Raw genomic sequence first — 23,449 nt, 5'->3', positions numbered from 1 at the left:
CCGCTACTCCGCCGCCATCTGCCGCGGCGCGGGCGGCGGGTTGGCGAGGTCGGCGGCGAGTTGCGCGTAGCGAACCTTCGCCTCCTTGATCGCCTTCTCCTTCACCGGACCGTAGCCGCGGATCCGATCGGGCAGCGCCAGCAATTCGACCGCGATGTCGTGGTTGAGCGGCGACAGCAGATTCAGCACCGTCGCGACATCCTTCTCATAGCCCGCGATCAGATCGCGCTCCAGCCTGCGGTCGGCGTTGTAGCCGAAGATGTCGAGCGGCGTGCCGCGCAGGAAGCGGAATCGCGCCATCACCTTGAACACCGACATCATCCACGACCCGAAGGCGCGCTTCTTCGGACGGCCCTGCGCGTCGAGCCCGCCGCCGAGGATCGGCGGCGCGAGATTGAAGTTGAACTTGAACTCACCTTCGAACTGGTCATGCAACTGCTTCTCGAAGCGGCCGTCGGTGAACAGCCGCGCCACCTCGTACTCGTCTTTGTAGGCGAGCAGCTTTGCGTAGTTGATCGCGACCGCGCGCGGCAACGCCTCGCCATAGCCGCCCTTGGTGGCGGCGTCGCGAACCTGGTCGACGAGCTTGCGGTAGCGCTTTGCCAAACGCGCGCTCTGATAGTCAGTCAGAAGCGCCATGCGGTGGGTGATGATCTCCTCGAGCGACATCGCATCCAGCGCCTTGACCGGGGCTGCGTCGTCATCCTGCCCCTTCATCATCGCGGCGAGCCGCGCCGGATCGGCCGCGGCCAGCCGCCCGAGCTGGAACGCCTGGGTGTTCATCTTGATCGAGACCCCGTTGACCTCGATCGCCTGCTGGATCGCTTCCGCCGACAGCGGCAGCAGCCCGCGCTGATAGGCAAAGCCCATCATCATGATGTTGGTGGCGATGGAGTCGCCGAGCAGCGCTTCGGCCGGCTTGGTGAAGTCGAAGAAGGCGGAGTCCTTGCGCAGCTCGGTCTCCAGCACGCTGTTGACCTTGCGGCTCTGGAAGTTGAAGTCGCGGTTCAGGATGAAGTCCGCGGTCGGGATCACGTGGCTGTTGATGATACCGACGGTGCGGCTCGCATCGCACAGCGTGATGGTGTCCTTCGACGCCGCCACGACCTCGTCGGCCGCGAGCACCAGATCGGCCGTTCCGGTCACGATGCGCGAGCAAGTCACGTCGGCGGTGTGCTCGGAGAGCCGGACGTGGCTCAGCACCGCGCCGCCCTTTTGCGCGAGACCGGACATGTCGAGGATCATCGAGGCCTTGCCCTCGATATGGGCGGCCATGCCGAGCAGCGCGCCGATCGTCAGCACGCCGGTGCCGCCGACGCCGCCGACCGCGATGTTGTAGGGCCGGTCGAGCGCGGGCTTGGAGGCCGGCTCCGGCAGATTATCGATGCTGCCGAGCTCAGGCGGCGCGCGCCGCCTGAGCTTGCCGCCGTCGACCGTGACGAAGGACGGGCAAAAACCCTTCACGCAGGAATAGTCCTTGTTGCAGGTCGACTGGTTGATGGCGCGCTTGCGCCCGAGCTCCGTCTCCAGCGGCTCGACAGAGATGCAGTTCGACTGCACCGAGCAGTCGCCGCAACCTTCGCAGACCGCGGGATTGATCAGCACGCGGCGCTGCGGATCCTCCATCAGGCCGCGCTTGCGGCGGCGGCGCTTTTCGGCGGCGCAGGTCTGCACGAACACGATCGCCGAGGTGCCCTTAGTGTCGCGGCACATCTTCTGGACGTTCTCGAGCTCGTCGCGATGGAACAGCTTGACGCCGGGCGCGATGGTATCGGCCGGATAGGCACCGGGATTCTCCGAGACCAGGTAGATTTCTCGAATGCCTTCGGCGTGGAGCTGGAAGGTGATCTGCTGCGGCGAGAGATCGCCGTCGTGGCGCTGGCCGCCGGTCATCGCGACCGCGTCGTTGTAGAGGATCTTGTAGGTGATGTTGGCTTTGGAGGCGATCGACTGGCGGATTGCGAGAATGCCGGAGTGGAAATAGGTGCCGTCGCCGAGATTGGCGAAGATGTGGTTCTCGTTGGTGAACGGCGCGATACCGACCCACGGCACGCCCTCGCCGCCCATGTGGGTGAAGGTCTCGGTCGAGCGGTTCATCCACAGCGCCATGAAGTGGCAGCCGATGCCTGCCAGCGCGCGGCTGCCTTCCGGCACCTTGGTCGAGGTATTGTGCGGGCAGCCCGAGCAGAAATACGGCGTACGGCTGACGGGCGCGGTCGCCTGCATCTGCGTCGACTGACGGCCGTTGAACCAGTCCGCCTTGGCGCGCAGCATCTCGGCGATTTCAGGATTGAGATTAAGTCGAAGCAGCCGTTCGGTGAGCGAGCTCGCAAGCGAGGCCACGCTGAGCTCGGCGGCGAAGGTCAGGAAGCGCTTGTCGTGATCGTCCATCTTGCCGACGATGCGCGGGCGCACGTCGTCGCGCCAGTTGAACAGCTCCTGCTTGACCTGGTTCTCGACGATCTCGCGGCGTTCCTCGACGATGAATATCTCCTCGAGGCCGACGGCGAAGTTGCGCACGCCTTCCGGCTCCAGCGGCCAGGGCATGCCGATCTTGTAGAGGCGGATGCCGATCTTGGCGGCGATCTCGGGCGTGATGCCGAGCTCGCGCAGCGCCTGGCGGATGTCCTCGTAGCTCTTGCCCGAGGCCATGATGCCGTAGCGCGCGTTCGGCGAATCCATGGTGATGCGGTTGACCTTGTTGGCGCGGGCGAAGGCGATCGCTGCAAAGCCCTTGTAGTCCTGCAGCCTTCGGTCCTGCTCGAAGCGGTCGTCGGGCCAGCGGATGTTGAGGCCGCCCGGCGGCAGTTCGAAATCGGTCGGGATGATGAACGGCGTCATCTCGTCGGTGAGGTCGATCTCGGCCGTGGTCTCGACGGTCTCGGTAATCACCTTCATGCCGACCCAGCAGCCCGAGTAGCGCGACATCGCGATGCCGAGCAGGCCCATCTCGATCATTTCGTGGATGCTGGAGGGGTAGAGGTAGGGCATCAGCGCGGAAATGAAGGCGTGGTCGGACTGATGCGGGACGGTGGAAGATTTCGCGCCATGGTCGTCGCCGGCAAGGCAGAGCACGCCGCCATGCTTGGCGGAGCCGGCCGCATTGCCGTGGCGGAACACGTCGCCGCAGCGGTCGACGCCGGGGCCCTTGCCGTACCAGATGCCGACCGCGCCATCATATTTGGCGCCCGGCGACAGGGCGAGCTGCTGCGAGCCCCAGATCGCGGTGGCCGCGAGGTCCTCGTTCACGCCGGGCTGGAATTTGATGTTGTACTGCTCGAGATGCTTGCGGGCGGCGAACAGCTGCTGGTCGTAGCCGCCGAGGGGGGAACCGCGATAGCCGGAGATGAAGCCTGCTGTGTTGAGACCCGCGGCGCGGTCGCGCCTGATCTGCGCCATGGGCAGGCGGACCAGCGCCTGGATGCCGGTCATGAAGACGTGGCCGGTGCCCTGGGTGTACTTCTGGTCGAGGCTGATAGGCCCTTGGTTGATTCCCATTTAGCCCTCTTTTCGCTGGTCGCGACGACTGCTTTTTAGCTAGTCATCCGAGCTTGTTAGAACCAGTCTATGTCGGATTTTCCGGCTCGCGCAGCACAATTCTGGGCGACCAGGCCCGTCGCTCAAAAATCGCAATTTCGTGCCGGGAATATTGCAGGGCCGTTTCGGTTTCTGTCGCAGGACCGGCCCGCGGCGAAATGGCGTGACGCGTCTTGTGGACCGAAAGGTGATTGGATGCGGCGACGATTTCGAACCACGGGTGCGATTCTGGTCGCAGCGCTGCTGTGCGGTGCGCTCGCGACCCGCGAATGTGCCGCCGTGCCGACCGACGACGTCGTCGCCCGCGGCAAGGCGCTCACGATCGCCGGCGACTGCGCCAGCTGCCACACGGCCGACCCGGCAAAGCCCTTCGCCGGAGGCAAGCGGATCGACACGCCGTTCGGTGCGGTGTTCTCGCCGAACCTCACCCCCGACCGCGATACCGGCATCGGCGGCTGGAGCGACGACGATTTCCGGCGCGCACTGCGGATCGGCGCTTCGCCGAGCGGCGCGCATTATTATCCCGCCTTCCCCTACCCGTATTTCACGAAGCTGATCCGCGACGACATCCTGGCGATCCGCGCCTATCTCGCAACGCTGGCGCCGGTCAGCAACAAGGCGCCGCCGCCGGAGTTGCGCTGGCCGTTGAACTACCGCGTGCTGATGCGGGCCTGGAACGCACTGTTCCTTACGCCGGGCATCATCCAGCCGGACCAGAACAAGGGGGCGGAATGGAATCGCGGACGCTATCTCGTCGAGGCCCTCGCCCATTGCGGCGCCTGCCACACGCCCAAGAACGCCTTCGGCGCCGACAGGCGCGACCAGGCGCTCGGCGGCAGCATGGTGCAAGGCATGTTCGCGCCCAGGCTCGATGGCGCCGCGCGCAGCGGGCTGAAATCATGGAGCGTGGCTGACATCGCCGAATATCTGCAGAGCGGCCGCAACGGGCACAGCCATGCCGGCCCCCTGATGTCCGAGGTGGTGCTCAATTCGACCTCGAAGATGAGCGACGCCGATGTGCGCGCGATCGCGGCCTATCTGAAGAGCCTGCCCGCCGGCGCGCCGGAGCCGGAGGTCACCCCGCCCTCGCCGGCGCAGATGAGCAATGGCGAGCGTATCTATCGCGGCGCCTGCATCGCCTGCCATGAGCTCGACGGCACAGGCAGCCCGCGGATCTATCCGCCGCTGCCCGGCAACGCCAATCTGCAATCGGCCAATCCGGCGAGCACGCTGCGCGTCATCCTCGACGGCGCGCAGACCGTGACCACGCCGCGCGCGCCGAACGCAGGCTCGATGCCGGCGTATCCGAAGCTGACCGACCAGGAGGTCGCGGACGTTGCGACCTACATCCGCAATGCCTGGGGCAACGCGGCGCCGGCCGTCACCGCGGACGAGGTCGCGAAGGCGCGGACCGCGAAATAGCCGTTCAACGCTCCTCGCCGCTGAACACGAATTTCGGCATCTCCCATCGGTAGCGGATCGCAAGCATGCGGAACGTCAGCCCGAGCGCGAAGGTCAGCGCGGTCCAGAGCTGGGCGTTCACCTGCAGCCCGGAGCCGGCCACATAGAACAGTCCGGTCACCACGGAGACGCTGGCGTAGAGCTCGCTGCGAAACAACAGCGGCACCTCGTTGCAGAGAATGTCGCGCAGCACGCCGCCGGCACAGCCGGAGATCATGCCGGCGACGATCACGATCGGCAGCGGGACGTCGACTTGCGAGGCCACGTCACAGCCGGCCATGGTGAACACCACAAGTCCGATCGCATCGAGCACCAGGAATGCGAGGTTGAGCCGGTGCACCAGCCGCGCCAGCAGGATGGTGGCGAAGGCGCCGGCGGCTGCGACCGCAAGGTAGATCGGGTGCGCGACCCAGAGCAGCGGATAATGCCCGAGCAGCACGTCGCGGATGGTGCCGCCGCCGAGCGCGGTGATCGCGCCGAGCATGCAGACGCCGGCCCAATCCATGCTGCGCCTGCCGGCCGCCAGCGCCGCCGTCATCGACTGCGCCGCAACCGCAATGAACGAGAGCACTTGCAGCACCGAATCGGTGGGCGGCATGGTCCACATTGAAAAGGCCTCATGAAACAGGTTGGAACCCAAGGAATCGACGGTTCCGGCATGAACAGGTTGCAACATTGGCGCGGAACATCCTCGCGCGCCAGCCATTGTCCCATGCGTTTAGCTTTGAGGTGCTAACGGAGGAACTTTGCAATGGCCTATCAACCTGACGATCCGTATCGCGCCAACCTGACCGAGGACGAAATGCGCCGTCAGGCGCGCTTCAACAGCCTGGACAACGAGCTGCAGCCGGATCCGGAACTCCAGGAGGGACCGGCCAGCACCACCAAGATCGCGATGTTTGCAGTTGCGGTGGCCGTGGTGCTCGGCGCGCTGTTCTACGGCTTGAACAATACATCGGTGCATGAGGCGGGCACGACGCCATCGACGCAGACCGCGCAGCAGCAGCCGGCCAATCCGGCCGCGCCGCCTCCGGGCATGCGCGATGTGACGCCGAAGCCGAACAGCCAGCCCGGCACGACCACGGGCGCGGCACCGGCGCAGCCCGCGTCTCCGTCGGCCAACAAGCCGACCGGACAGGAAATCGACCGCTCGGCGGCGCCGTCCGACTCGACCGGCGACAAGAACAAGTAATCCGCTTCCGTCCCCGGAGTGGTGAAGCAGCGGGCCCAAGCGGCCCGCTGCTTTTTTGTGAAGTCTACTTGAACATCTTGTTGAGCTCGCCGCCGGGATAGCCGTTGGCGAATTCGGTGAAGGTGCCCTTCTCGGCCATCTCCTTGGCCGCCTTCATCACGCCGGTCCAGGCCATCCGCGCCAGCGCTCCGCCGACGCTGATCCGCCGCACGCCGAGATCGGCAACCGATTGCAGCGTCAGCTCCGACGCGCCGCCGATCAGCAGATTGACCGGCTTTGGCGCGACCGCCTTCACGACCGCGGAAATCTCCTCCTTGGTCGCGATGCCCGGCGAATAAAGGACGTCCGCTCCTGCTTCCGAATAGGCCTGCAGCCGTTCGATCACCAGATTGAGGTCCTTCCTCCCCCACAGGAATGCCTCGCAGCGGCCGGTGAGCAACACGCCGCTGTTGTCGGCATCGATGGCCTTGCGCGCCGCCTTGATGCGCTCGACCGCGAGCTTGTGCTCGAACAGCGGGTTGGCGGCGTCTCCGGTGGAATCCTCGATCGAGAGCCCGGCGACGCCGGTCTTGACGCCGCGCGCGACATTGGCGGCGACCTTGTCGGGCTCGACCGCGAAGCCGCCCTCGAAATCCGCATTGACGGGAATATCGACCGCCGCGCACAGCGCGGTCAGGTGGCCGCAGACGTCATCGACGGTGACGCGGTTGTCGGCTTTGGCGATGGTCCAGGCAAAGCCCGCGCTGGTCGACGCCAGCGCCTTGAAGCCGAGATGTTGCAAGGCGCGGGCGCTGCCGACATCGAACGGGTTCGGAATGATGAAGCAGCCGCTCTCATGCAGCTTCTTGAAGGCGGCGCGTTTGTCAGCAGTTGGCAGTGGCATTGGTCGCTCCCTGGAGTCATTGGCCGCGCAGAGATAGGCACCCACGCATCCGCCCGCTAGTGCGGCTCATGCACCGCGCGGCTGTCCTTCGGCGCCTGATCGCGTTCGTTCAGGCCGTAATCACGGATCACGCTCGCCACCCGCAGCCGGTAGTTCTCGAAGATCCGCGCGCGGCCCTTGGCCTGGGTGCGGCGATGCTCGATCGTGTTGCGCCAGGCTTCCACCGCAGCCTCGTCGCGAAAGAATGACAGCGACACGAACTTGCCCTTCTCGGTGATGCTCTCGAACCGCTCGACCGAGATGAAGCCGTCGATCTCCTGCAGGATCGGCTTTAGCTCGGCCGCGAGGTCGAAATAGAGATCCCGATGCTCAGGCTTCGGCCAGACTTCGAAGATCACGGCGATCATGGGCACCTCCCGTACATTGCTTTCGTGGTCCCACTATAACTCGACCTTGCGGAGAAATGTCCGTTCCTCGGCGAGGATGAAGCGGTTTTCTTCCGCGAAGTTGAAGTTGGCCACGCCCTCCTTGTCCTGGCGCAGCCGCGCGCGATAGGCTTCATAGGCGGCAAGGCTTTCGAATGAGATCAGCGCGAAGGCGACATTGTTGGTTCCCTCATGCGGCATCCAGTAGCCGATGAGATCGCCGCCGCAGCGCGGGATGATCGAGAGCCAGTTCCGCGAATACTCCTCGAACATCGCGCGCTTGAACGGATCGAGCTGGTAGCGGATGAATACGGTGACGGTCATTGATGGCCTCCGGTCATGTTTCCGTCGTTGCGAGCGTCAGCAGAGCAATCCTCGCAATGACGGCACGGTGAACAATAGCGGGTTGTCCGACCTCGATGCTTCGGCTATCATCGAACTATGAAAGCAGGACCCGACATTTCCCGGATCGCCGCTTTGGTCGGCGATCCCGCACGCTGCAACATGCTGACCGCACTGATGACCGGCCGCGCGCTGACCGCGAGCGAGCTGGCGCAGGAGGCCGGCATCACGCCGCAGACGGCGAGCTCGCATCTTTCCAAGCTCGAGGCCGGCGGGCTGATCGAGCCCGAGAAGCAGGGCCGCCACCGCTACTACCGCCTCTCCGACCCCGACGTCGCCGACGTGCTGGAAGGCCTGCAGGGCATTGCCGCCCGCGCCGGCCATATGCGGGTGCGCACCGGGCCGAAGGATCCGGCGCTGCGCCGCGCCCGCATCTGCTACGACCACCTCGCCGGCGATCTCGGCGTGCAGATGCTCGACAGCATGAAACGGCAGAAGCTGGTCCGCCAGAGCAAGCAGGCGATCGAGCTCACCGGCGAAGGCAAGCGCTTCATGGCCGAGGAGCTGCAGATCGACGCCGATGCGCTGACGCATCCGCGCCGTCCGGTGTGCAAGGCCTGCCTCGACTGGAGCGAGCGGCGGCATCATCTCGCCGGCACGCTGGGCGCTGCCATGATGGACCGCTTCACGGAACTGAAATGGGCCGCGCGCGATGCTGCGCCGGGCAGCCGCGTGGTCAATTTTTCGCGCAACGGCGAGAAGCGATTCGCCGCGCTGTTCGGCCCCGACCAATAGCGGCGCGCCTTCGGGCAAGCGTCGATGAACCGCCGGTCTCGCTTGCCTCGCCTTCCGATGTATTTTCGTACGCTCGCCATTAGCGCGCGGCTGCCCGCGTCCGCGAAATATTTCGAAGTGATGCTGAGCCGGCTTGCGGCGTGCTGACGCAGCTGTGAGCTGCAACATTCATGTCGCATTCAGGCCGCAACATTATGGTCGGCGACATCGGGCACGCCTTCTGCAATGATCCGGCCGGGCGAATCGGTAGACGAAAGCTTGTTGCGGTGCCGCAGCGCGGCCCAAAAAATAAAAAAGGAGAAGACATGAAGTATCTTTTTGCTGCAGCAGTTCTGCTGACGACCGCATTCGCCGGCATCAGCGCCGCTGATGCCGCCGGTGGCTGCGGCCCCGGCTGGCACCGTGGCCCCTATGGCGGCTGCGTCAGGAATCGCGGCGTCGTCGTCGCACCGGGCGCCGTTGTCGTGCGCCCGCCGGTCGTGGTCGAGCGCCCCGTCGTGGTGGCGCCGCGTGTCCGCGCCTGCCCCTACGGCTTTGCCTGGCGCTACGGCCGTTGCCGCCCGATCTGATCGCGGCAGATTCCGAACTAACAAAACCCCGCCTGGCGCGGGGTTTTTCTTTTCGAGATCACCAGCGGCGCCAGTGATGACGGCGCCAATGGTGGCGGCGCCAGCCCCAATGCCTGCGGTGCCAGTGCCGGTGACGCCAACCCCAGCGGCGATGATGCCAGCGTACTTGCTCGGGCTTCATGCGGCCGACCTCCTCGCCCGTGGTGACGGCGGGATGCGCATCGCCAGCCGCCGGTGCGCGTGCATCCTGGTTGAGGGGAAGCGGCGCGAGCGGCGCCGCCTCCGCCGTCGCTGCGAAGGTGACGGCTCCGGCGGCGACACCGAAGGCCATCTTCAGAAAATCCCGGCGTTCCATGAGCGTTCCCTTTGTTGCTGAGTTGGACCAACTGCAGCGGCGAGTTTTTGCCTCGCGAGCTGAACGCTCGCTGAACCGCGCGTTCACGTTTCATGGAACTCGAGGGTTGTCGACGTCGCGACGTCACGCAACCATCATGCCGCCGTCGCCTCCTCCGCCAGCACCAGGAGATCGCGCGTGCGCGTCACCTCCGGCCAGTCACGGTTGAAGTCGGCGACCAGCCGCTTCATGTCCTCGCTATTCACCGCGCGCTCCCTCCATGGTTTCATTTCGCGCAGGCGGCCGGCATATGCTCCGTGATATGTCGGCCTGCTGACAATGCCTGATCAGGGGGATCACCCATGCTTGCCCGCCACCGCACCGCCCTGCTCTCGTTCCTGCTCGCCCTCGGCGCCGCGCTGCCCGTCGCCGCTGGGGAGATCGCGCTGCCGCGCGAGGCGCAGCTCGGGCCGCGCCCGTTCTATCTGGTCGACAAGATGAAGGACGGGCCCCTGAAGCAGCAGCTCAGCCAATGCACCGGGCCGTTCCACAAGACCGATTTTTCGATCGGCCATCGCGGCGCCGCGCTGGAATTCCCCGAGCATAGCCGCGAATCCTATCTCGCCGCCGCGCGGATGGGCGCCGGCGTGATCGAATGCGATGTCACCTTCACGCGGGATCGCCAGCTGGTGTGCCGGCATTCGCAATGCGACCTGCACACCACGACCAACATCCTGACGGTGCCGGATCTCGCCGCAAAATGCACGCAACCCTTCAGCCCTGCCGATCCCGCCACCGGCAGGAAGGCCTCGGCGAAATGCTGCACCAGCGACATCACGCTCGCCGAATTCAAGCGGCTCACCGCGAAAATGGACGGCTTCAATCCGGATGCGAAGACGCCGGCGGAGTTCCAGAACGGCACGCCGCGCTGGCGCACCGAGCTCTACGCCAATTCCGGCACGCTGATGAGCCATGACGAGAGCATCGCCTTGATCAGGAGTCTCGGCGCAAAATTCACGCCCGAACTGAAGGCGCCGGAAGTGGCGATGCCGTTCGACGGCGACTACACCCAGGAGACATATGCGACCCAGATGCTCGCAGCCTACAAGGCCGCCGGCATTCCGCCGAGCGACGTGTTCCCGCAGAGCTTCAGCCTCAAGGACATTCTGTATTGGGTGAAGACCGAACCCGACTTCGCGAGCCAGGCGCTCTATCTCGAGGACCGCTACGAGAAAGCAGGCCTCGATCCGAACCGGCCGGAGACCTGGAAGCCGTCGATGCAGGAATTGAAGGCCTCCGGCGTCGCGATCCTGGGGCCGCCGATCTTCGCGATGCTGGCGCTGAACGAAAAGGGCGAGATCGTCCCGTCGGCTTACGCCAGGGCGGCGAAGGCGGCCGGCCTCGATCTGATCGGCTGGTCGCTGGAGCGCGACGGCCCGCTGAACAAGGGTGGTGCGTTCTACCACAAGTCGGTGAAGGCGGCGATCGACCGCGACGGCGACACGCTGACCGTGCTCGACGTGCTGGCAAAACAGGTCGGCGTCCGCGCGATGTTCTCCGACTGGCCGGCGACGACCACATTCTATGCGAACTGCATGGGGATGAAGTGAGGTCTTGCTGGGCGGGTTACGGCCGCGCCTGAGGCGCCCTACGCACCGTGCGCGCCCGCCATGACCATTCCGGCCGTTCCGCGCGCGGCAGAACAGGACTAGCATCATCGCCTTCCCGCCCGACGGGACAACACCACAGGGAGGCCGCCATGAAACCAGGACAACCGGTCAAGGACGCCAGCCATCTCTACGAAGTCGAGCGCCGCGCCCAGCACGCCGCCCGTCCCGGCTTTCGCATCATGGAGCTGCAACTCTCGCCGACCCAGAAGGTGCCGTGGCACACCCACAGCAACATCTCGGACACCTTCTACGTGCTGGAGGGCCAGATGCGGCTGTTCCTGCAGGAGCCCAAGGAGGAGGTGAACCTGAAGGTCGGCGAAGTCTACGCCGTCCGTCCGACCCGCCCTCACCTCGTCACCAACGCCGGCACGACGTCGCTGACGTTCCTGATCCTGCAAGGCGTCGGCGAATACGACTACGTGCCGCTGGCGTCGAAGTAACTCCCTCCGCTGTCGTCCCGTCGAAAGCCGGGACCCATACACCGCAGCAGATGGTGTTGAAGGGACTCGTCGTTGCAATAGTGCATAACAGTTTGCTTCGGTGGTTATGGGTCCTGGCTTTCGCACGGACAACAGTGAGTCTGTTGCACCGCGGCTGCAAATATTGTCGTCGTCCTGGCGAAAGCCAGAACCCATAACCACAGGATTGGGTTGGTGAGAAAAGCTGTGGCCCCAGCGTCGCGCAACAATTGAGATTTGGGGTAATGGGTCCTGGCTTTCGCCAGGACGACACTGAATTTGTGGCACCGCTTGTGGGTCACACATCCACATTCTCGCGACATGATTTGTCCGAGTCTTGCTCTTCGTTCCGCCCTCACCTGAACAGAGGGCGCAGAGAAAGCCGGTGCCGATCGCACCCATGGCCCCGTGCAATGGGTAGCGTGTAGCTCGCATGAGCGAAGCGATATGCGGGACGATGCGCGCCGCACGATGGATTAGTCCCGGATATCGCTGCGCTCATCCGGGCTACGCCGAGATTCGAGCCCTTATCTCACATCAGCTTCAGAGGCGCATCGTGAACCAGCCGCAGGTCGATGTTGCCGATCAGGCGCGCGCGGCGCGCCTCGGCGGTGCTGATCGCAGCCTCGGTCTGCCGCAGCGTGCTGACATTCGAGCCAAGCGACACGATGCCGCCGAGCACCAGTGCGATCGATCCGAGTGCCGCAGTCTGACCGGCGCCTAACAGCCCAAGCAGCGCGACGGCCAGCAACGCAAACCCGCCTGCGATCGCGACCTTCGACCCGAGAATGATCCGCCGGGAGCGCTCGGCGCTCTCGGCAAGCTCCTCGATCTGCGCCTCGATCTCGGAAATCTCGTCGGTCGGATCGTCTTCGGTCATCGGGTTCGGACCTGTCGGGCGGGTCGGGCAGAAGCCGTAACCTGCCGCGCTCCCCGCCACAAGATGGTTTACGTTTTGTCCGTCCGCCTTGCGTGTTGTTCCGCAAGCTCAAGCGCCAGTTTGAGTCGACGGCGTCCTATTTTTGTAAGGTGCGTTCGAGTGTTCAGGTACTCGTCAACACCGAATATCTTGAACACAACCTCTTCGCTACGCGCATCGCGTGGCAACTCGATATGGACGACCAGCTTGCCATCGACGAGGACGTCAAACAGGTCCTCAGCCTGTTCAGAGATATGCCGAACTATGTAGATGTTTTGAGTGATGGATTGCAGTCTACGCCGCAAACTCATCAAGAGCCTTTGTGACGCGGGCTCCAGCAGTAAATGTTCGCGCCCCGTCTCTAACTCAGCAATCGTCAGCTTGTCGGATAACGAAAGCCGGGCCACGATCACACTCCAGTGTCGTCCTACACGCTACCGTTCACTTTATTCATCACGGCGAGCCAGTCTGAGAATTCAAATGACCACGGCATCCGTGAAGGGCTCGCATGCAGATCGATGAATCGCTTGCCGTCAGCACCCCGGCGCACTTCCGCAACCAACTGCTCATTCCACCAGACTTCAGTCACCAACTCATCACGATCGGAAGCGCTGGCAACTTGCAGGACGAAGCTCATGGTCTTGGTCCAAAGGTCAGGTGGGTTGTAGGGCGGGTTAGGCGACTGCGTCCGCCGTAGCTCAACGAACGAAGGCGGAAGCCGTAACCGCCGCGGATCATGAGAGAAGATGGTGGGTTGCGCTTGCGCCACGCCAACCCACCCCACGCTCTCCTCACAACGGCAGATTGTCGTGCTTCTTCGCGGGGATCTCGACCTTCTTGTCCTTCAGCATCGCCAGCGCTCGCGCGATCCGCCGCCTTGTCGAATGCGGCATGATGACGTCGTCGATGTAGCCGCGTTCGGCGGCGATGAAGGGGGAGAGGAAGCGGTCTTCGTATTCCTTGGTGCGCGCGGCGATCTTGTCGGGGTCGCCGATGTCGGAGCGGAAGATGATTTCCACCGCGCCCTTGGCGCCCATGACAGCGATCTGCGCGGTCGGCCAGGCGTAGTTCATGTCGGCGCCGATTTCCTTTGAGGCCATGACGTCGAAGGCGCCGCCATAGGCCTTGCGGGTGATGATGGTGACGAGCGGCACCGTGCACTGCGAATAGGCGAACAAGAGCTTGGCGCCGTGCTTGATCAGGCCGCCATATTCCTGCGCGGTGCCCGGCAGGAAGCCCGGCACGTCGACGAAGGTGACGATCGGGATGTTGAAGGCATCGCAGAAGCGGACAAAGCGCGCGGCCTTGCGCGAGGCATCCGAGTCGAGCACACCGGCCAGCACCATCGGCTGGTTGGCGACGAAGCCCACGGTGCGGCCGGCGATGCGGCCGAAGCCGGTGACGATGTTCCTGGCGAAAGTCTCCGAGATCTCGAAGAAGTCGCCCTCGTCGACGACCTTCAGGATCAGCTCCTTCATGTCGTAGGGCTTGTTCGGATTGTCGGGGATCAGCGTGTCGAGGGACATATCGACCCGGCCGATATCGTCGAAGCTCGGCCATTCCGGCACGCCGTCGGTGTTGTTCGACGGCAGGAAGTCGATCAGCCGGCGCATCTGCAACAGCGCATCAACGTCGTTCTCGAAGGCGCCGTCGGCGATCGAGGAGCGCGTCGCATGCACGGAGGCGCCGCCGAGCTCCTCGGCGGTGACCACCTCGTTGGTGACGGTCTTCACCACGTCGGGGCCGGTGACGAACATGTAAGAGGTGTTCTTCACCATGAAGATGAAGTCGGTCATCGCCGGCGAATAGACGTCGCCGCCGGCGCAGGGGCCCATGATCACCGAGATCTGCGGGATCACTCCCGAAGCCTGCACGTTGCGGCGGAACACGTAGGAATAGCCCGCGAGCGCCGCGACGCCCTCCTGAATGCGCGCGCCGCCGGCGTCATAGAGGCCGACGATCGGCGCCCTCGCCTTCATCGCCATGTCCTGAAGTTTCGTGATCTTCAGCGCGTGGGTTTCGGAGAGCGAGCCGCCGAACACCGTGAAGTCCTTGGCGAAGACAAACGTCTTGCGGCCGTTGACCGTGCCCCAGCCGGTGACGACGCCGTCGCCGGGGATCCTGGTCTTCTCCATGCCGAACTCGATCGAGCGGTGCTCGACGAACATGTCGAATTCCTCGAACGAGCCCTTGTCCAGCAGGAGCTCGATCCGCTCGCGCGCGGTCAGCTTGCCGCGGGCGTGCTGCGCCTCGATGCGCTTTTCGCCGCCGCCCAGCTTGGCGCCGGCGCGCCGCTCTTCGAGGGTATCGAGGATATCTTTCATTTGTTTCCGCCCGTGTTAGCTACAGTCCGCGTCCCGGCACGAGCCGGTCCGCTTCGTTCGGAAATGGCTTTAGCACGGCCGTTTCGGAACCGGAAAGCCGCTTGTGAGCGGGTTCGGGCGCAAAAACGGTAGGATTTTCCGACATCTGGGGAGACAGTGATGACCGATACGACCACGGCCGAGACCGGTGCCGCGACCGGTGGGGTGCGCACCCTGCTCCGGCTGGAGGGCCTGGTGCTGTTCCTCGGCATGACCGTGCTCTACTACAAGTGGGAGGGTTCCTGGCTGGTCTACGTCCTGCTGTTCCTGGTGCCGGACATCAGCTTCGCCGCTTACTTGATCAGCCCGCGGGTCGGCGCCATCGCCTACAACGCCGCGCACACCTATCTGGCACCGGTGGCGCTGATGACGCTGGGCTTTGCCGGCGAAGGACCGCTGGTGCTCTCGATCGCGATGATCTGGCTCGCCCATATCGGGATCGACCGCGCGCTCGGCTACGGGCTGAAATATTCTGTTGGTTTTGGCTTCACCCATCTCGGGCGGATCGGGAAGCTCAGCTGAACTGGACGCCGATCCGGCCCTTCCTGCGCCAGACGACGCGGCAGCGCCGCTCGGTCGCTTCCATCTCCAGCACGAGGCGGAAACTGTCGGGGATCGCGGCAGGATCGGTCGCCTCGACCGCGGCGCCGGTCGCGGAGAGGTTGCGGACGATGCAGGTCATGCTGCGCCGGGCGAAGCTGAGCCGCGCCGCCCGCGCGACGTTGCGCCTGACGGCCCTGCGCTGGTCGCCGGCGGCCTCGCTGGTCGCGCCGGTCGAGAAGCCGGAACGGATCCTGCCCTCCAGCCGGACCTCGCTGTGCATGTCGAAATGCTTGAGAATGCGGGGCCTGCTTCCGACCACAGTCAATTGCAGCGACGCCAGCAGATGCTCGACCTTGAGGCCATTGCCGAACGGCAGCAGCAGCCGCTCGCAATCAACCTGCCGGTCACTGGCATCGACAGTCGAGAACACCATGTAGACCGCGCAGCCGCTCGCGGCGCATTCCTTCGCCGGCCTGAGCGTGATGCGCCGGAGCGACATCGGGACGACCTGCTCCATGGTCTTCCCGGCCCAGGCGGAATTGAACGCCTCGGCGACGTTCTCGCCCTGATACATCGCGCGGAACTTGCGCAGGCGGCCCTCGCCTTCGACAGCCCATGCCACGAGTTGCCGGGGATCGTGCATCGCCGGATCCGGCCTCAGCTCGGCAAAAGCGGGAAATGGCCGGCCGGCGGCCAATTGATCCCACTCTTCCAGCAGTGCGCGCTGGCTTGCCGACCTGATCGCATCAGGCGCAATGAACCTGAAGGTCATCTGCCCCTCTCCTGTCGCGTCAGCGCGCAAGGTGGGCAACTCCACTTAAGGATCGCTGAAACCCGATCCGTAACAGTGCGGGACCCCGCGGCGGGCGGGATGAATTACCACTTGGCATGGTTAGCATCCGCTTTACAGTTCGACCGAGTCACGCGAAGCGGCGCGCGAACACCACGCAGGCGACGACCAGCATGGTCGCCGCGATCATCGACCAGGCCACCTGCTCATGCAGCAGCAGGCCGGCCAGCGCGAGGCCGAAGAACGGCTGCAGCAGCTGCAATTGGCCGACGCTGGCGATGCCGCCGATCGCAAGCCCGCGATACCAGAACACGAAGCCGACCAGCATGCTGAAGATCGAGACATAGGCGAGCCCGAGCCAGGCCGGCGCGCCGATGCCCTGCCAGCTCGGCGGCAGCGTCATGATCGTCATCACGAACACCACCGGCGCCGACAGCACCAGCGCCCAGGAGATCACCTGCCAGCCGCCGAGCCGCCGCGACAGCGCAGCCCCCTCGGCATAGCCGAGGCCGCAGACGATGATGGCGGCGACCATCAGGAGGTCGCCGGTCAGCGACGCCGATCCGTCGCTCGACAAGGCGAACGCGCCGACCGTCGCGCTGCCGACGCAGGAGAACAGCCAGAATAGCGGCTGCGGTCGCTCGCCACCGCGCAGCACGCCGAACACGGCGGTCGACAGCGGCAGCAGCCCGATGAACACGATCGAATGCGCCGAGGTGATGTGCTGGAGCGCGAGCGCGGTGAGCAGCGGAAAGCCGATCACGACGCCGAGTGCTACGATGGTCAGCGACACCAGGTCCTTGCGCTTCGGCCAAGGCTGCCGCAGCACCGCCAGCAGCGCGGCGCCGAGCAGCGCCGCGATCGCCGCCCGCGCCGAAGTCAAAAACAGCGGCGAGAACCCGGCGACGGCCACGCGGGTGGCCGGCAGCGAGCCGCTGAAGATAATCACGCCGAGCAAGCCGCTGCCCCAGCCGTCGATCGAAGCCTTGTCCATTGTACCTCACCTTCGGGGCGCGTCGCGAGATGAGGTCGAGCCGCGAACTGCTCCCTCTCCCGCTTGCGGGGGAGGGTTGGGGTGGGGGTTTCTCCACGAAGAGGCTATCTCTATGTGACAAGAGCCCCCACCCGCATCGCATCTTCGATGCGATGCGACCTCCCCCGCAAGCGGGAGAGGTGCAGCGAGATTGCGGCCGGACCGATTCAACCGAATCTCACGCGGCCTTCGCCGCGAACATAGCCGGCGAAGGCTCGCCAAGGCAGCTACAGATCAGTACAATACCGCAAAACTGTATGGGCAAAGGTAGGCATACACTTGCAACAGCAATCCGATGCACCAAAGGCGACGCGGACGACCGACGTGATGAACGCGATCCGCGCCAAGGTGGCGAGCCGCGCGCTGGTCGCCGACGACCGCCTGCCCTCGATCCGCGGCCTGGCCGCGACCATGGGCGTGTCGCCCTCCACCGTCGTCGAGGCCTATGACCGCCTCGTCGCCGAGGGCCTGATCCGGGCCCGGCCCGGCTCCGGCTTCTATGTCTCGTCCGCGGCGCTGCCGCCGCTCGCGCTCGCCAAGGACCAGCCGCAGCGCGACCGCGCGGTGGATCCGTTCTGGGTGTCGCGGCAATCGCTCGATGCCGAGACCGGCGCGCTCAAGCCCGGTTGCGGCTGGCTGCCGGCCGAGTGGATGCCGACCGAAGCGCTGCGGCGCGCATTGCGCGGCCTGGCGCGGGCCGACGACGCCGTGCTCTCCGACTATGGCGCGACGCGCGGCTCGCTCGCGCTGCGGCGGATCCTGATGGCGCGGTTTGCCGATGAGGGCCTCGAGGTGCCGCCCGAGCAGCTTTTGCTGACCGCGTCCGGCACGCAGGCGATCGACCTCGTCTGCCGCTTCCTGCTGCGGCCGGGCGACACCGTGCTGGTCGACGATCCCTGCTACTTCAATTTCCGCGCGCTGCTGCGCGCGCATCAGGTTCGCATCGTCGGCGTGCCCTACACCGCGTCGGGCCCCGATGTCGCGAGCTTCGAGGCGACGCTCGCCGCCGAGCGGCCGCGGCTCTATGTCACCAACTCGGCGCTGCATAATCCGACCGGTGCGACGCTGTCGCCGCAGACCGCGCACCGCGTGCTGAATGCCGCGACAGCCTATGACCTCACCATCGTCGAGGACGACATCTTTGCGGACTTCGAGCCTGAGCCTTCGGCGCGGCTCGCCGCGCTCGATGGCCTGAGCCGCGTGATCCGGATCGGCAGCTTCTCCAAGACGCTGTCGGCATCGGTGCGCTGCGGCTTCATCGCCGCGCGCGCGGACTGGATCGAGGATCTCGTCGATCTCCAGGTCGCGACCGGTTTCGGCGGCCCGAGCGCGGTCGCGACCGAGATCATCGCCAGCGTGCTGTCGAGCGGCTTCTATCGCAAGCATGTCGAGGAGTTGCGCCGGCGCCTTGCCCGCGCCCGCCGCGACGTCGGCGACAAATTGCAGCGCATCGGCGTCACCCCCTGGCTGATGCCGCGCGGCGGCTTCTATCTGTGGTGCCACCTGCCCGACGGGTGCGACTCCGCCGACGTGGCGCGCGCCGCGCTTGCCGACAACATCGTGCTGGCACCGGGCAATGTGTTCAGCGCCTCGCAGACGGCGGCCGCCTTCATGCGCTTCAACGTCGCGCAATGCCGCGACCCGAAGCTGATGCCGACCTTGCAACGGGCGATCGGGCGGTAATTCACACCCGATCGCCACCGCGCCCTATTTCTCGCCGACCTTGAACGGCTCCTCCTTGCCCGGCGGCACCGTTTCCTCCGCCATCGCCAGGATCATCGCCACCATCACGTAATTGCCGGCGACCGCGGTGAGGTCGACGATCTGCTGATCGTTGAAGATCTTCTTGGCGCGCGCAAAGGTCTCGTCGGAGACTTTCTTGGTCGTGGTCAGCTCGGTGACGAAGTCGTACACGACGGCCTCGTCGTCGGCCATCTTCGACGGCCGGTTGCCGGCCTTCAGCTCGGCGATCACATCGGGCGGCAGGCCGGCCTTGGCGGCGAGCGGCGCGTGCGCGAACCACTCGACCTGCGAGCGCCACTGCCGGCCGATGATCAGGATCGCGAACTCATTCAGCCGTGTCGGCACCGAGGTCTGCCAGCGCAGATAATAGAACAGATCATAGAGCCGCTGGCCGAGCACCGGGCTCCGGATCATCGGATTGTAGGGCCCGCCGATGCCGACGCTCGACACCTTCATGATCTGCTCGCCGAGCGGTTTTTGCAGGTCGCTGAGCTGCTCCATCGTGAGCTGCGGGAAGCGCGGCTCCTTGCTGGTGGCCGGCGCCGAAAACACCGTCGCCGCGAGCCAGCCGCCGGCCGCGGCCAGCGTGAGTGACGAGAGCCAGACTGTTGCCGAATGCATGATTCCTCCGCTTGATTTTATCGGAGGATGCTAGTCGAGCTACGAAGCGCCAGCCAGCGATGAACACGCAGGTCAGGTCATCACAGCGCGACGATATCGATGAGGCATTGCTGCGTGACGCTCATCCGCGCGTCGATCTGCGCCTGGGTCTTGCAGTCCATGTTCATCGCGAACACCGTGACGTCGGTGCCCTTCTCGGCCCAGCCGACCAGCCAGCCGAGCGAGCCGTGCTCCTTGTCGGTGAGGCCGGTCTTGGCGCGAATGACGGCGTCGCCGACTTTCGTGACGGGGAGAATGTCGCACACCAGCTGCTGGCTGCGCTTGCCGACCGGCAGCACGCCACGGCGCAGCCGGTCGAGGAAATCGATCTGCTGCACCGGATCGATGCGCAAATTACCCGACACCCAGAACTGGTCGATGCCGCCGCCGATGTCGCGGTTGCCGTAGTCGATGATGTCGACATACTTCTTCATCCGCTCCTCGCCGATGCGGCGGGCGATCTCCTGGAACACCGGAAAGGCCGATACTGCCAGCGCGGAACGCAGCGTGTGATCCCTGTTCCAGGCCTCGATGCTCCGGGTTGTGCCGTCCCACTTGAACACATCCTTGTCGGGATCCTGCACCACGCCGCTCTCGAGCGCGATCAGCGCGTTCGGGATCTTGAAGGTCGAGGCCGGCAATTTGCCCTCGCCCGAGCGGACCTTGTCGCTGGCGATGATCAGGTAGTCCTCGATCTTGTAGCCGACGAATGTGCCTTCAGTTCCGAGATCGAAGAACCGTTTTTGCAGCTGCTCGCGAAACTCGCTGCGCTGGTAGGACACGTTGGCGAAGCTGCGTGACGGCAGGATCGTAGCAGCAAGCAGACCGAGCGCATGGCGGCGATGGATCACGACAAGTCCTGGGCAGGTTCGGGTTGACGACGATGGTGGATGCCATCGTGGTGAAAGGATGGCAACAAGACTCGCTTGTTTGTCGCGTTTTCTTCACGCGAGCCGGTGCGCACTTCGCTTGAAACGCGCCCGTTACCGCGCCCGGCCCGACATCCGCAGCACGAACACCAGCACCTCGGCGACGGCCTTGTAGAGCTCGGCCGGAATCTCGTCGCCGAGCTCGACATTGGAGAGCGCGCCGGCCAGCACCTCGTTCTCCTCGATCGGGATGTCGTTGGCCTTGGCGACCTCGATGATCCTGGCGCCGATCGCGCCCTTGCCTTTTGCCACCACGCGCGGCGCGCCGGCGTGGTCGTAATGCAGTGCGACCGCGAGCTGGTTGTTGGCCTCGCTCATGATGCGCGGTCCAGGAAATGGCCGGCGCGCGCCGGCGCGGGTTGCGGCGGGCTGCCGTCGCGGATCTCGATGTCGCCTGGCGTGAGCTCGGCTCTGGTCAGCGCCTGGCTCAGTTCGGACGCGCCGGCGCGCAGCTGCGCGGCGGTCGACGGACGCTCGGCCCACATCCGCACCGAGGTGCGCTCGCCGTTCAGCGAGACCAGCGCGTGCACCGGGCCGGCCGGCTCGACATCGAGCGTGAAGCGCGCGCGCCACACCCGCTTGGCCGCCTCGACCTCATTGCCGCCGCCGTCGCGGGAAATCTCGAACTGCGCCATCGCCGTGCCCTGCTGGGTCAGGAACGGGATCTCGAAATTCCAGCGCGGCACCATGGCGTCGAGCTGCGGACGCGCGATGTCGGCGCGATCCGGCAGCGAGGCGACCTGCAGCAGCGTCTGCCGCGCCAGTGCGGCGTCGGTGTTTTCCAACAGGCGATGCGCGACGGTTGTGAGCGGCGTGCCAGGGGCAATCGACGGCTCCGCAACGGCCTGGGCCGACGGCAGCGCGCCATGAAACGGCGGTGGCGGCCCGTTGCCGCGTGCGGGCACATCACCGGGCAGCATCTCCCTCGGCGCGACGCCCTGCCGTGCCGGGTTGCCGAGCTCGTGCAGCGCTTCCTGAATGAGATTAAGCGCGCCGCCCGATGACGGGCCGGTGTCGAGCGCATCCGCGAGCGCGCCGGCGAGCCCCGTGGCGCCGCCGCGGGCGATATCCTCGGCGACCGGCACGCGCGCCTGCGGCAGCAGGATCTCCTGAACGTCGAGGTCGGGCGTGGCCGGCGGCAAGATGCTCGGCGCCGTGCCTATATTGGGCAGCGCGGGCTGCTGCAGCGGTGTGGCCGCGGGCTTGGCCGCATCACCGGCGCCGAGCGAGCTCAGCGCCTGGCGCAGCACGATCAGCGCAGCCTTCAGATCCGGCGCGCTGCCGGCCGCCGGCGGGACGCCCGCAGCCAGCGTCGCCTCGAACAGCAGGCCGGATTTCTGCAAGCCGGCCTTGACCGCATCGCCGCTCAAATTCTCGTCGAGCCCGGTCTGCTGCGCCAGCACTTGTGCGATCGCAGCCTGCAGCTTCGGCGGCAGATTGGCCGAAGCAACCGCGGCGAGATTGGCAAACAGCGGCGCCTGGCTGCCCTGCACCGCCGCCGCATTCTGTGCCGCAGCCGTGATGGTGACGCGCTCGAGCGGCGTCAGCACAGCCTTCGGTGCCGTGGCGACGGGCTGGGCGGCATCGGTGGCGTCGGACGCTGCCGGCGACAGCCGTGCGGCGTCGCCGGTGTCCGGGCCCTGCCCGACCAGCTGCAGGCGGATTCCGTCATTGGTCTGCGACACCGCAAGCTGCAGGTTCTGACCCTGCTGCAGCGGCACCTCGGTCTGGACGTCGATCGACAGGCTCGCGATCGCGATCCGCACCAGATCGGCGGACAGCACTTTCAGCACCAGCGCGTTGACGACGCTGCCGGCCTCGAGCGTGAGATCAGGCGCAACGCTGTCCGCCTGCTTCGAGGCGAGCACCGGCAGCACGGGATTGATGGCGAGTGCCATGTCGGAGGTCTCGGCCAGGCGCGAGGAACGTGCCGCAGGCTAGCCCGGCGCCGTAAACCCCTCGTTAACCGGCAGAGGGCTTGAGCTCCCTCAGCACGCCGGCAGCCGCCTTGAAATCGAGCTGGCGGGCGGCGCGGCGAGCGGCGACCTCCTCGTCGACACCCCATTTCTCGATGTTCCAGTCCTCGTCGACATGGGCGGCGGCCCAGACCTGGTCCTCGTCGCGGACACCGTGCGCCAGCGCCAGCGCGAGCAGTGCCGAGCCGGTCAGCGTCGTCACCACATGGAGCGCGGCGACCGACCATGGGTCGGTCGGGAACGCCGCCCGCGCCGCCTTGATCGCAGGCTCGGGCTGCCCGATATGCATGACGCCCTCGGCCATCACGAAATGGGCGCCGAGCGCGTCAGCGGCCCAGAACAGGATCGGATCCCAATGCCGGGCCTCGCGCGCCACCAGCGTTTCGGGATGCCCGGCGCGATAGAACAAGAGGTCGCTGCCGAGGAACTTGGCCGCATCGTCGGCCACCTCGTCGACGCGATCGATCACCCCCTCGATCACGCTGTTGGCAAGCCGCGTCAGCGGCATGGTCATGGGATCGATGGTCTCGCCCTGCGCATTCCATTCCGCCGCCACCGTGTCCGCAATGGCCCGCGTCGGCACCGCGATCGGCTTGCCGGACGGCGAGCGGATCGCCTTGCCGTCGAGCGTGATCGAAAATCCGCCGTCGGCCTCCGCGACGCCGGCGCTGGTGTAGAACCGCTTGCGCTGGGGCGTGCGGATGTGGCGCCGCACCGCCTCCTGCGGATCGAACGGAGATTGTTCTGGGACATCGTCGAAAAGTTCGCGCATCGCGCCGGCCGGCTTTCGTTCGGAAGGATTTCCCTGCAAGATATGTCAGGGGCAA

25 protein-coding genes are annotated in these 23,449 nt (G+C 65.7%); 8 read left to right on the top strand and 17 right to left on the bottom strand.

What is annotated here, in order from left to right; genetic code table 11:
* Positions 1–3 precede the first annotated feature (3 nt).
* Positions 4–3,498: an indolepyruvate ferredoxin oxidoreductase family protein gene (locus JEY66_RS20480; protein ID WP_018272093.1), complete on the bottom strand. Its 3,495-nt coding sequence runs from the start codon at positions 3,496–3,498 to the stop codon at positions 4–6.
* Between the two features lie 234 nt (positions 3,499–3,732).
* Here JEY66_RS20480 and JEY66_RS20475 point away from each other — a divergent pair, with 234 nt between their 5' ends.
* Positions 3,733–4,959: a c-type cytochrome gene (locus tag JEY66_RS20475; protein WP_018272094.1), complete on the top strand. Its 1,227-nt coding sequence runs from the start codon at positions 3,733–3,735 to the stop codon at positions 4,957–4,959.
* 4 nt (positions 4,960–4,963) lie between these two features.
* Here JEY66_RS20475 and JEY66_RS20470 read toward each other — a convergent pair whose 3' ends face one another.
* Positions 4,964–5,605, bottom strand: coding sequence for a trimeric intracellular cation channel family protein (locus JEY66_RS20470; RefSeq protein WP_018272095.1), 642 nt, complete (start codon positions 5,603–5,605; stop codon positions 4,964–4,966).
* A 144-nt stretch (positions 5,606–5,749) separates the two neighbouring features.
* On the opposite strand from JEY66_RS20470, the gene JEY66_RS20465 reads away from it, so the two are divergent.
* Positions 5,750–6,190 carry a hypothetical protein gene (locus JEY66_RS20465; protein ID WP_018272096.1) on the top strand — a complete coding sequence of 147 codons (441 nt, stop codon included), beginning with the start codon at positions 5,750–5,752 and terminating at the stop codon, positions 6,188–6,190.
* Positions 6,191–6,254: 64 nt separating this feature from the next.
* On the opposite strand, the gene JEY66_RS20460 is transcribed toward JEY66_RS20465, so the two are convergent.
* The 3 genes from JEY66_RS20460 to JEY66_RS20450 are packed head-to-tail and all read right to left on the bottom strand — an operon-like array spanning position 6,255 to position 7,822.
* Positions 6,255–7,073, bottom strand: a complete 819-nt coding sequence (locus tag JEY66_RS20460; protein ID WP_018272097.1) for an isocitrate lyase/PEP mutase family protein — start codon at positions 7,071–7,073, stop codon at positions 6,255–6,257.
* 56 nt (positions 7,074–7,129) lie between these two features.
* On the bottom strand, positions 7,130–7,480 hold the full coding sequence (locus JEY66_RS20455; RefSeq protein WP_016839915.1) for an antibiotic biosynthesis monooxygenase family protein: 351 nt from the start codon (positions 7,478–7,480) through the stop codon (positions 7,130–7,132).
* Positions 7,481–7,513: 33 nt separating this feature from the next.
* The gene (locus JEY66_RS20450; protein WP_018272098.1) at positions 7,514–7,822 is read right to left on the bottom strand and encodes an NIPSNAP family protein; all 309 of its coding nucleotides are present in this window, start codon (positions 7,820–7,822) and stop codon (positions 7,514–7,516) included.
* A 117-nt stretch (positions 7,823–7,939) separates the two neighbouring features.
* Between JEY66_RS20450 and JEY66_RS20445 the strand changes: the two genes are divergently transcribed.
* Complete coding sequence (locus JEY66_RS20445; protein ID WP_026192884.1) at positions 7,940–8,635, top strand: ArsR/SmtB family transcription factor; 696 nt, start codon at positions 7,940–7,942, stop codon at positions 8,633–8,635.
* A 305-nt stretch (positions 8,636–8,940) separates the two neighbouring features.
* On the top strand, positions 8,941–9,204 hold the full coding sequence (locus JEY66_RS20440; protein ID WP_016839912.1) for a GCG_CRPN prefix-to-repeats domain-containing protein: 264 nt from the start codon (positions 8,941–8,943) through the stop codon (positions 9,202–9,204).
* 58 nt (positions 9,205–9,262) lie between these two features.
* On the opposite strand, the gene JEY66_RS20435 is transcribed toward JEY66_RS20440, so the two are convergent.
* On the bottom strand, positions 9,263–9,559 hold the full coding sequence (locus JEY66_RS20435) for a twin-arginine translocation signal domain-containing protein (RefSeq protein WP_018272100.1): 297 nt from the start codon (positions 9,557–9,559) through the stop codon (positions 9,263–9,265).
* 341 nt (positions 9,560–9,900) lie between these two features.
* Between JEY66_RS20435 and JEY66_RS20430 the strand changes: the two genes are divergently transcribed.
* Together JEY66_RS20430 and JEY66_RS20425 are read left to right on the top strand one after the other, a co-directional pair.
* Positions 9,901–11,148 carry a glycerophosphodiester phosphodiesterase family protein gene (locus JEY66_RS20430; protein ID WP_018272102.1) on the top strand — a complete coding sequence of 416 codons (1,248 nt, stop codon included), beginning with the start codon at positions 9,901–9,903 and terminating at the stop codon, positions 11,146–11,148.
* A 149-nt stretch (positions 11,149–11,297) separates the two neighbouring features.
* Positions 11,298–11,648 (top strand): cupin domain-containing protein, encoded by a 351-nt coding sequence (locus JEY66_RS20425; protein WP_018272103.1) that lies wholly within the window; start codon positions 11,298–11,300, stop codon positions 11,646–11,648.
* Between the two features lie 550 nt (positions 11,649–12,198).
* Here the strand turns inward: JEY66_RS20425 and JEY66_RS20420 are convergent.
* The 4 genes from JEY66_RS20420 to JEY66_RS20405 all read right to left on the bottom strand — a co-directional run bounded on the left by JEY66_RS20420 (position 12,199) and on the right by JEY66_RS20405 (position 14,909).
* Positions 12,199–12,546, bottom strand: coding sequence for a hypothetical protein (locus JEY66_RS20420; RefSeq protein ID WP_016840013.1), 348 nt, complete (start codon positions 12,544–12,546; stop codon positions 12,199–12,201).
* 68 nt (positions 12,547–12,614) lie between these two features.
* Complete coding sequence (locus JEY66_RS20415) at positions 12,615–12,992, bottom strand: hypothetical protein (RefSeq protein ID WP_129965104.1); 378 nt, start codon at positions 12,990–12,992, stop codon at positions 12,615–12,617.
* A 20-nt stretch (positions 12,993–13,012) separates the two neighbouring features.
* Positions 13,013–13,222 (bottom strand): hypothetical protein, encoded by a 210-nt coding sequence (locus JEY66_RS20410; RefSeq protein WP_018272105.1) that lies wholly within the window; start codon positions 13,220–13,222, stop codon positions 13,013–13,015.
* 154 nt (positions 13,223–13,376) lie between these two features.
* A complete protein-coding gene (locus JEY66_RS20405) occupies positions 13,377–14,909 on the bottom strand; it encodes an acyl-CoA carboxylase subunit beta (protein WP_018272106.1) in 1,533 nt (510 codons plus the stop codon).
* A 159-nt stretch (positions 14,910–15,068) separates the two neighbouring features.
* Here JEY66_RS20405 and JEY66_RS20400 point away from each other — a divergent pair, with 159 nt between their 5' ends.
* The gene (locus tag JEY66_RS20400; protein ID WP_016840011.1) at positions 15,069–15,470 is read left to right on the top strand and encodes a DUF4260 domain-containing protein; all 402 of its coding nucleotides are present in this window, start codon (positions 15,069–15,071) and stop codon (positions 15,468–15,470) included.
* Here JEY66_RS20400 and JEY66_RS20395 read toward each other — a convergent pair.
* Positions 15,463–16,263 carry a PilZ domain-containing protein gene (locus tag JEY66_RS20395; RefSeq protein WP_018272107.1) on the bottom strand — a complete coding sequence of 267 codons (801 nt, stop codon included), beginning with the start codon at positions 16,261–16,263 and terminating at the stop codon, positions 15,463–15,465. The two genes, JEY66_RS20400 and JEY66_RS20395, sit on opposite strands and share 8 nt — an antisense overlap.
* Before the next feature lie 148 nt (positions 16,264–16,411).
* On the bottom strand, positions 16,412–17,275 hold the full coding sequence (locus JEY66_RS20390; protein ID WP_018272108.1) for a DMT family transporter: 864 nt from the start codon (positions 17,273–17,275) through the stop codon (positions 16,412–16,414).
* 366 nt (positions 17,276–17,641) lie between these two features.
* Here JEY66_RS20390 and JEY66_RS20385 point away from each other — a divergent pair, with 366 nt between their 5' ends.
* Positions 17,642–18,997: an aminotransferase-like domain-containing protein gene (locus JEY66_RS20385; protein ID WP_018272109.1), complete on the top strand. Its 1,356-nt coding sequence runs from the start codon at positions 17,642–17,644 to the stop codon at positions 18,995–18,997.
* A 24-nt stretch (positions 18,998–19,021) separates the two neighbouring features.
* On the opposite strand, the gene JEY66_RS20380 is transcribed toward JEY66_RS20385, so the two are convergent.
* The 5 genes from JEY66_RS20380 to JEY66_RS20360 form a co-directional block, all read right to left on the bottom strand.
* The gene (locus tag JEY66_RS20380) at positions 19,022–19,678 is read right to left on the bottom strand and encodes a carboxymuconolactone decarboxylase family protein (protein WP_016840007.1); all 657 of its coding nucleotides are present in this window, start codon (positions 19,676–19,678) and stop codon (positions 19,022–19,024) included.
* A gap of 80 nt (positions 19,679–19,758) precedes the next feature.
* Positions 19,759–20,568, bottom strand: a complete 810-nt coding sequence (gene blaOXA, locus JEY66_RS20375) for a class D beta-lactamase (protein WP_018272110.1) — start codon at positions 20,566–20,568, stop codon at positions 19,759–19,761.
* Between the two features lie 132 nt (positions 20,569–20,700).
* Positions 20,701–20,964 (bottom strand): EscU/YscU/HrcU family type III secretion system export apparatus switch protein, encoded by a 264-nt coding sequence (locus JEY66_RS20370; RefSeq protein ID WP_016840005.1) that lies wholly within the window; start codon positions 20,962–20,964, stop codon positions 20,701–20,703.
* Entirely contained in the window at positions 20,961–22,544 is a 1,584-nt protein-coding gene (gene fliK / locus JEY66_RS20365) for a flagellar hook-length control protein FliK (protein WP_018272111.1), read from the bottom strand. Before fliK ends, JEY66_RS20370 begins: the two co-directional genes overlap by 4 nt.
* Before the next feature lie 64 nt (positions 22,545–22,608).
* Positions 22,609–23,394, bottom strand: coding sequence for an ATP12 family chaperone protein (locus JEY66_RS20360; RefSeq protein WP_018272112.1), 786 nt, complete (start codon positions 23,392–23,394; stop codon positions 22,609–22,611).
* Between the last annotated feature and the right edge of the window lie 55 nt (positions 23,395–23,449).

The organism is Bradyrhizobium elkanii USDA 76, assembly GCF_023278185.1.
GTDB classification, from domain to species: domain Bacteria; phylum Pseudomonadota; class Alphaproteobacteria; order Rhizobiales; family Xanthobacteraceae; genus Bradyrhizobium; species Bradyrhizobium elkanii.
The sequence above is the reverse complement of the archived record's forward strand: the minus strand, read 5'-3'. Positions and strand labels throughout refer to the sequence as shown.